At 64.5% G+C, this 7,847-nt stretch carries 8 protein-coding genes; 6 read left to right on the top strand and 2 right to left on the bottom strand.

Going from position 1 to position 7,847, the window contains the following annotated elements:
• Positions 1-688: SDR family NAD(P)-dependent oxidoreductase (locus GSQ76_RS00475; protein WP_158741955.1), on the bottom strand; the 688-nt coding region annotated here is incomplete at its 3' end.
• Between the two features lie 291 nt (positions 689-979).
• Here GSQ76_RS00475 and GSQ76_RS00470 point away from each other — a divergent pair.
• The 3 genes from GSQ76_RS00470 to eda are packed head-to-tail and all read left to right on the top strand — an operon-like array spanning position 980 to position 3,884.
• Positions 980-2,341, top strand: a complete 1,362-nt coding sequence (locus tag GSQ76_RS00470; protein WP_216850830.1) for an MFS transporter — start codon at positions 980-982, stop codon at positions 2,339-2,341.
• Between the two features lie 2 nt (positions 2,342-2,343).
• The gene (locus GSQ76_RS00465; protein WP_158741954.1) at positions 2,344-3,243 is read left to right on the top strand and encodes a sugar kinase; all 900 of its coding nucleotides are present in this window, start codon (positions 2,344-2,346) and stop codon (positions 3,241-3,243) included.
• On the top strand, positions 3,240-3,884 hold the full coding sequence (eda, locus tag GSQ76_RS00460) for a bifunctional 4-hydroxy-2-oxoglutarate aldolase/2-dehydro-3-deoxy-phosphogluconate aldolase (protein WP_158741953.1): 645 nt from the start codon (positions 3,240-3,242) through the stop codon (positions 3,882-3,884). The genes GSQ76_RS00465 and eda overlap by 4 nt, the downstream gene beginning before the upstream one ends.
• Here eda and GSQ76_RS00455 read toward each other — a convergent pair.
• Positions 3,881-4,636 carry a GntR family transcriptional regulator gene (locus GSQ76_RS00455; protein ID WP_158741952.1) on the bottom strand — a complete coding sequence of 252 codons (756 nt, stop codon included), beginning with the start codon at positions 4,634-4,636 and terminating at the stop codon, positions 3,881-3,883. The genes eda and GSQ76_RS00455 overlap by 4 nt on opposite strands.
• A gap of 121 nt (positions 4,637-4,757) precedes the next feature.
• Between GSQ76_RS00455 and GSQ76_RS00450 the strand changes: the two genes are divergently transcribed.
• From GSQ76_RS00450 to GSQ76_RS00440, 3 genes are all read left to right on the top strand, one after another.
• Complete coding sequence (locus tag GSQ76_RS00450; RefSeq protein WP_158741951.1) at positions 4,758-5,957, top strand: mandelate racemase/muconate lactonizing enzyme family protein; 1,200 nt, start codon at positions 4,758-4,760, stop codon at positions 5,955-5,957.
• A 117-nt stretch (positions 5,958-6,074) separates the two neighbouring features.
• A complete protein-coding gene (locus GSQ76_RS00445) occupies positions 6,075-7,292 on the top strand; it encodes an ABC transporter substrate-binding protein (protein ID WP_158741950.1) in 1,218 nt (405 codons plus the stop codon).
• Positions 7,289-7,847, top strand: a 559-nt coding sequence (locus GSQ76_RS00440; RefSeq protein WP_174247264.1) for a CoA-binding protein, incomplete at its 3' end; no start/stop codon positions are given. The genes GSQ76_RS00445 and GSQ76_RS00440, both read left to right, overlap by 4 nt.

Genomic DNA, 7,847 nt, shown 5'->3' with positions numbered 1-7,847 from the left:
AGACCGCCGTGCCGATCAACTCGTCCGGGCGGCCCCAGCGCCCGGCGGGCGTGCGACCCTTTACCCAGGCGTCGAAGGCCGGGTTTTCGACCAATGCGGTGTTCATCTCCGTCAGCATATAGCCGGGGCCGATGGCATTGGCCTGCAGGCCATCCTTCGCCCATTCGGCCGCCATCGCCCGGGTCAGCATTTTGATGCCGCCTTTGGCCACGGTGTAGGGGGCAACGGTGGCGCGGGCCAGTTCGCTGGTGAGCGACCCGATATTGATGATCTTGCCCCGGCCGCGTGGGATCATGCGTCGCGCAGCTTCCCGCCCGATGACGAAGGCGCTGGTGAGGTTCGTGTCGATCACCCGGCGCCAATCCGCCGTCTCCAGCTCGATCATCGGCTTGCGGAACTGGATGCCGGCATTGTTGACCAGGATATCGACCGCGATGCCCTTCGCATCCAGCGCCTCGAACGCGGCGACCACGGCGGCTTCATCCGTCACGTTGAACTGCGCCGCGTGGACGGTGTGGCCGGCTGCCATCATCTCCGCCACCGCACTGGCCAGGCGAGCTTCGTCGGAGCCGTTCAGCACCACGGCCGCGCCGGACGCGGCAAACCCCTCCGCCATGGCACGGCCCAGGCCACGGGACGAGCCGGTCACCAACGCGGTGCGGCCGGTCAAATCGAACATTGACGGCATGATGGTCCTTCTAGGGTTGGCAACTTGGCCGGCGCGCCAGAAAAATGATGCATCGCAGCATGGCTTTGCGTGTTCGGTTTAGCCTTGTCGTCATCGCCTTATGTTGTCAGATGTGCGCCGGGTGCGAAACCACCGAGTGACGACGTACCCGCGTGTGCCAGCGCTAGGCGCACCAACAAATCGTCTGCCCGGGCCTTGACACTCGTGAAATATCACGAAAGATTTAACGTGCTCTGATGCGTTGGCGCAATAAGCGCCTGGCTCAATAACAGTTCGGGTGGAGGATACGGCGTGTCGATCGCGATGTCGCAACAATCAGCCATGGATGGCGCCGTTCGCCACCTGGTTACGCACTACAATCCCAAGGGTAATCGCGTCGGCTGGCTGATGATGTCCTCCATCCTGGTGGAGGCCTGGGACCTTTATTCCATCGCCTTCGTCCTGGTGTTCATCCGCGACCAGTATCATCCCGACCCGCTGCTGCTGGGCTTGGCCGCGGCCGGGACGCAGGGCGGCGCATTGGTTGGCGCGCTGCTGGGCGGCTGGCTGTCGGACAAGATCGGGCGGCGGATCATGTTCCTGTCGACGATGATCATGTTCATCGTGCTGGCGCTGCTACAGGCCTTCGTCACCAGCGTCGGCTGGCTGGTCGTGGTGCGCTTCCTGCTGGGCGTGCCATTGGGAAGCGACATCTCCAACGGCTACACCTACATCATGGAGTCGATGCCCAAGGGCAAGCGCGAGGTGATGGGCAACCGCTGGCAGTTCATGTTCGCGGTGGGTGAAGTCGCCACCCTGGCGGTGATCGCCGTCTTCATCGCGGCCAATTTGGACCACGAGATGATCTGGCGGGTGACGCTGGGCCTGGGTGCGGTGCCTGCGCTGGTCATCCTGCTGATGCGGCACGACCTGCCGGAAACCGCGGTATGGTTGATCCGGCATGGCCGGTTCCGCGAGGCCAAGGCCACCGCACGCAAGATGTACAACGATGATCTCGACATGCTGCCGAACGAGGACATCGTCGTGCCGAAGCCCCGGCCAAGCGCCTTTCTGGCCGACATCCGCAAGGACCCGATCCGCTGGCGCGCCACGCTGTATGGCTGGATCGCGTGCTTCTGCCAGGGAAGTGAGTTTTCGACCTTCGCGTTCTACCTGCCGGTATTGTTCGTCATGGTTGGCGTGTCGTCGCTGCTGGGCATCGATTTGGTGACGATGGCGCTCTACTGCGTTGCCGCCGTGGCCGGCTGGGTTGGCCCGCTGCTGACGCCGAAGATCGGGCAACGCGGGATCAGCATCGCCGGGTTCGCGATCGTGTTGGTCTCGCTGATCGTGGCCGCCGGGGCGCTGTATACGGGCGCGACGATCATCCTCCCCTTCGCTGCAGCAGCCATGCTGTGGGGCCATTACTGGGATGCGTCGAACTGCATGACGATCCCGACCGTGGTGGCCAAGCCGGAGTATCGCGGCACCGCCAGCGGCTTCGCCTACATGTTCGTCAAGCTGCCATCCTTCCTGGCGATCTTCCTGTTCCCGTCGCTATTCGCGGCGGTGGGGCAGGCGACGGCGACGCTTCTGGTGGCGATCTTCCCGTTGATCGGGTTGCTGTCCGCGATCTTCATCCTGCCGGAAATCTACGGCTACGAGCACGACTGATCATGACGTCCCGTATCGCCTGCATTGGCGAGTGCATGGTGGAATTGCGGGAAATGCCGGACGGGACGCTGCAACGGGGATGGGGCGGTGATACGCTGAACACCGCCCTATACCTGGCCCGGCTCGGCATGGCGGTCGACTACGTGACCGCGCTGGGCGATGACGGGTGGAGCGACGAGATGCTGACCCGGTGGCGCGAGGAAGGGATCGGCACCGGGCTGGTGCAACAGCTCCCCGGTCGCCTCCCTGGCCTCTACATCATCCAGACCGACGCAAACGGTGAACGGCGCTTCCTATACTGGCGAGACAGTGCCGCGGCCCGGGGGCTGTTCGACCATCTGGACCCGCGAAGCCTGGATGTCTTCGACGTGCTTTACCTGTCGGGAATCACGCTTTCGATCTACGACGAGCATGCTCGTGCTGCGTTGTTCCAGGCTTTGGCGGATGCCAGCAAGCGCGGCGCGCGTATCGTGTTCGACACCAATTTCCGGCCCCGCGGCTGGCCAGACCGAACGGTCGCCCGGCAGCTTTACGAGCGGATGTTCCGCGCCGCCGATATCGTCATAGCCTCGGTCGAGGATCTGGCACTGCTGTATGACGAGGATGGGGAGGCGGCTCTGTTGCGGCATACCGCCGACACGGAAATCGTGCTGAAACAGCTGCATCCCGCAACCCGGCTGTTTCATAGCAATGGTGAGGACGGGTCCCGCGCCGCCCCCGTCGATCGCGTGGTGGATACGACAGCCGCCGGGGACAGCTTCGCCGCCGCCTACCTGGCCGCCCGGCTGCACGGTGCCACGCCTGCTGCCGCGGCCAGCGCCGGCCACGCCCTGGCGGGCGTCGTGGTCGGCCACCCCGGCGCGATCATTCCCCGGTCCGCCATGCAGGAGTTTTTGGCATGACCCGCAAAGACCAACTTGCCGCCTTGCTTGCCATCGGGCGCGTCGTCCCCGTCATCACCATCCACCGGCTGGTGGATGCCGTGCCGCTGGCGCGGGCGCTGGTAGAGGGCGGCATCCGTCTGCTGGAGATTACGCTGCGGACGGAGGCCGGGCTGGCTGGCGCGCAGGCGATCATCCGCGAGGTGCCGGGCGCCGTGGTGGGCATCGGCACCGTGCTGACGCCAGATGATCTGAAGCGCGCGATCGATATCGGCGCGCAATTCGCGCTCAGCCCTGGTGCCACACCCGCCCTGCTGGATGCGGCGGCTGGCGCCAGCATTCCGTTCCTGCCCGGCATCGCGACGGCGTCGGAGCTGATGGAGGCTATGGCGCGCGGCTTCGACACCGCGAAGTTTTTCCCCGCCACGTCCGCCGGCGGCATTCCGGGATTGAAGGCGCTGGCCGGCCCGTTTCCACAGGCCCGCTTCTGTCCAACTGGCGGCGTGACCGAGGATAATGCCGCCGAGTGGTTGGTGCAGCCGAACGTGGTGGCCGTTGGCGGCTCGTGGCTGACCCCGGCGGCAGAGATCGCGGCCGGGCAGTGGGATGTGATTCGCGACCGCGCCCAGCGGACGCAGGCAAATCTGGGTGCGCCCGCCTAACCCGCCGCCCGCATTTCCAGGTTGCAGTCGAGCAATGACGGCTCGATCCCGCGGCCCAGCACGTCGAACATGCTATCGCTGAAGGTGATGAGCCGGTCGGACGCGGTGACGGCCTCGGTCATGCGCTTGGCGACGACGGCATCCAAAATCGCCAAATGGCATTCCCGCGTGCGGGCAAACCCCTCGGTGGGGCGCACCCAGCGATGATAGATCCAGCCGATGCGACGAAAGATCGTGTGCAGGGGGCGCAACGTGTGTTCCAGGAACGCCTCCCCCGTTGCGGCAATCAGCAGGTGGTCGATCTGCCGGTCGAATTGGTTGAACTCCCCGATTGGCATCCGATCCGCCCGGCGACGCAGCGTGGCGGCAATCTGCGCCAACTGAGCCCGCTGCGCGGCGCTGGCCCGTTCGGTTGCCAGGCGCACGACAAATCGTTCCATATCGCGCCGTAGCCGCAACAAGGTACGTTCCCGCGGCAGCTCCACGGGGGCGATCTGCAACCCGTGCCGCGGCCGGATGATGATGAGCGTGTCGGACGCCAGGCGGCTGACGGCCTGGTGGATTGGCGTGCGGCCAACCCCGGTATGGTCCTGCAAATCCTGGATGGAGAGGAACAGACCAGGGCGCAGTGCACAGGTCACGATGAGTTCCTCCAACCGATCATAGGCGACGTCGGACAGGTTCACGCGGCTTGTGGCGGCAGCGGCCCGTTCGGCCACCGGGCGCGGCCCCAGCTTCGGCTGTTTCGTCATCGTATCTCTGACAGCTCCATCCCCGCGTCAAAACTATGCGATGTGGAAGCACCGCAAAAGGGAAATCGGATTGTGATATTTCACCGGACGGCTTATTCTTGCGCCACTAGGGGAGGGACCGATGAAAATTACCGCGATCGAGACACTGCGGACGCAGGAGTTCGCCAACGTCATATGGGTGCGCGTCCACACCGATGCCGGCTTCATCGGCCTGGGTGAAACCTTTTACGGCGCGGGCGCTGTGGAGGCGCATATTCACGACACGCTGGCCGGCCGCCTGCTAGGCCGCAATCCACTGCATATCGAGGCGCTGCATCGCGAAATGCTGAACCTGCCGATGGCGCAGTCCAGCACCGGCGCGGAATACCGGTCCGCCTCCGCCGTCGATATCGCGTTGTGGGATGTGTTCGGCAAGGTTTGTAACCAGCCGGTGCACCAGATGCTGGGCGGCCTGTGCCGGCCGAAGCAGCGAGTGTACAACACCTGCGCCGGCTACGGCTACGTTCGGTCCAACAATATCAAGCCCGTGTCGAACTGGAATCGCAGCGACATAGGTGGGCCCTACGAAGATCTGACCGGGTTCATGACGCGTGCCGATGCCGTGGCGGAGAGCCTGCTTGAATCCGGCATCACCGCGATGAAGATCTGGCCGTTCGACCCGGCAGCCATCGAAAATGACGGAATGTCCATCACGCCGACCCAGTTGAAGGCCGCGATCGAACCGTTCGAGAAGATCCGCAAGGCCGTCGGTGACAAAATGGAAATCATGGTTGAGTTTCACTCGCTGTGGAACCTGCCCATGGCCAAGAAGATCGCCCGGTGGTTGGAGCCGTATAATCCTACCTGGTACGAAGACCCGATCCGCATGAATTCCCCCCAGGCACTGGCGGAATATGCACGGTCCACCGACGTGTGGGTTTGTGCCAGTGAGACGCTGGGCAGCCGCTTCCCTTACAAGGAGATGCTGGACCGGGACGCCATGCATGTGGTGATGGCCGACCTCTGCTGGACCGGCGGGTTGACGGAGGGGCGCAAGATCGCCGCGATGGCCGAGACGTATCACCGTCCCTTCGCGCCGCATGATTGTATCGGCCCGGTCGGGTTTATCGCCGGCATCCATGCCTCGTTCAGCCAGCCAAACACGCTCATCCAGGAAAGCGTACGCGCATTCTATACCGGCTGGTACAATGAACTCGTCACTACCATGCCGGTCATCAAGGACGGTTATGTGCTGCCGATGGAAGGGCCCGGCCTAGGCACGGAACTGCTGCCCGCGGTGTTCGAACGCTCCGACCTGATCGTACGCCGCTCCGCCGCATAAGCCCGACACCCAAGCGGCTTTACAAGCCGCGCCCGGCAGCGAATACTGTGAACGTTGATTTCACGCAGTGAAACGGCGAAAGCGGGGCAACCGCTCGGGGTTGGGGGAGTGCAGCGGATGTCCAACATCACGCGTAGGGCTTTTTTACCGGCGGCGGCCATGGCGCCGGTGCTGCTGCGTGGACGCCGGGCACGCGCGGCGGACAAAGCGGTCAAGATCGGCGTGCTCAGCGACCTCTCGTCTTCGTATGCCGACGTCGCCGGGAAGGGCAGCGTCGAGGCGACGCGCATGGCGATAGAGGATTTCGGCGGCAAGGCGCTGGGCCGCCCGATCGAGATGGTGTTCGCCGACGGGCTGAACAAACCCGACGTCGCACTGTCCATCGGCCGGCAATGGTGGGACACGGATGGGGTGGACGCGATTGCCGACGTGCCGACGTCCAACATCGCCTTCGCGCTGATGGGGCTGTCGGCGGAGAAGCGCAAAACGCTGCTGATTTCCAGCGCTGCGAGTTCGGACATCAGCGGCAAGGCGTGTTCGCCGTTCACCACGCAATGGGTGTACGATTCCTACGCCATGGCCAACAGCACGGGGAATGCGCTGTTCGACCAGGGGGCGAAGACTTGGTATTTCATTGCCGCAGATAATGCGTTCGGTGAGTCGCTGGTGGCCGATGCCTCCGCCGTGGTGAAGGCGCGGGGCGGCAAGATCGTCGGGCTGGTGCGTGCGGCGATGGGCACGCCGGATTACTCCACCTATTTGCTGGAGGCACAGTCGGCCAAGGCGGATGTGATCTGCCTGGCCAATGGTGGGCTGGACATGATCGCCACCATGAAACAGGCGGCCGAATTCGGTGTCACCCGGAAGGGCGAGCGGATGGCCGGGCTGGTGATCCAGGAAACCGATATTCGTAGCCTGGGGCTGGACGCTGGGCAGGGGCTGATCCTGACGACGGCGTTCTACTGGGATCGCAATGACGAAACCCGCGCCTTCTCCAAACGATTTTTGCCCCGGGTCGGCCACATGCCGACGATGCTGCAGGCCGGCGCCTACAGCCAGGCGCTGCACTACCTGAAGGCGGTGGAGAAATCCGGCACCACGGATGCGGTTGTCGTGGCCCGGGCGATGCAGGCGATGCCGGTGGACGACATGTTTGCCCGCGGCGGCAAGGTTCTGCCGAACGGTCGGATGGTGCACGACATGTATCTGATGCAGGTGAAATCCCCCGCGGAATCCAAGAGCGAGTGGGACATCTTCAAGCCGCTGGCGACCGTGCCCGGCGAACACGCCTTCCGCACCGTCGCCGAAAGCGGCTGCAGGGTCGCCGCCCTGTGACCGGTCGTCCTATCCCCTATACCAGGGCCGAAATGGCGCGGCTGATGAGCCCGCGCAGCGTCGCCATTATCGGCGCGTCGGAACGCAAGGGGTCCTTCGGCAACCGCGCGATGGAGAATTTGGCGAGCTTCGATGGCCCGGTCTACCTGGTCAACGCCCGCTATCAGCAGATCGAGGGCAAGCCCTGCTATCCGGATGTCGCCTCGTTGCCGGAGGTGCCGGATTGCGTCTTTATCGCGGTCGGACGGGAGGCGGTGGAGCCGATCGTCAGCCAATGCGCCGATCTCGGTGTCGGCGGCGCGATCGTCGTGGCCTCCGGCTACGTGGAAACGGCACGGCCGGAACGGGCGGCCGAGCAGCAGCGCCTGACGGCGATCGCCCGGCGCAGCGGCATGCGTTTGGTGGGGCCTAACACGATCGGCATCGTCAACTATGCCGTGGGCGCCGGGCTGACGTTCTCCGCCATGCCGGATCGGCGGGCTTTGCTGCCGCATGCCATCGGGATCATCAGCCAATCCGGGTCGCTCGGCTTTTCCCTGGCGCAGGCGGTCGAGC

Origin of the sequence: Acidisphaera sp. L21 (assembly GCF_009765685.1) — a bacterium.
GTDB lineage: Bacteria > Pseudomonadota > Alphaproteobacteria > Acetobacterales > Acetobacteraceae > LMUY01.
Note: the sequence above shows the minus strand (reverse complement) of the source record. Positions and strands in the feature narration are given on the sequence as shown.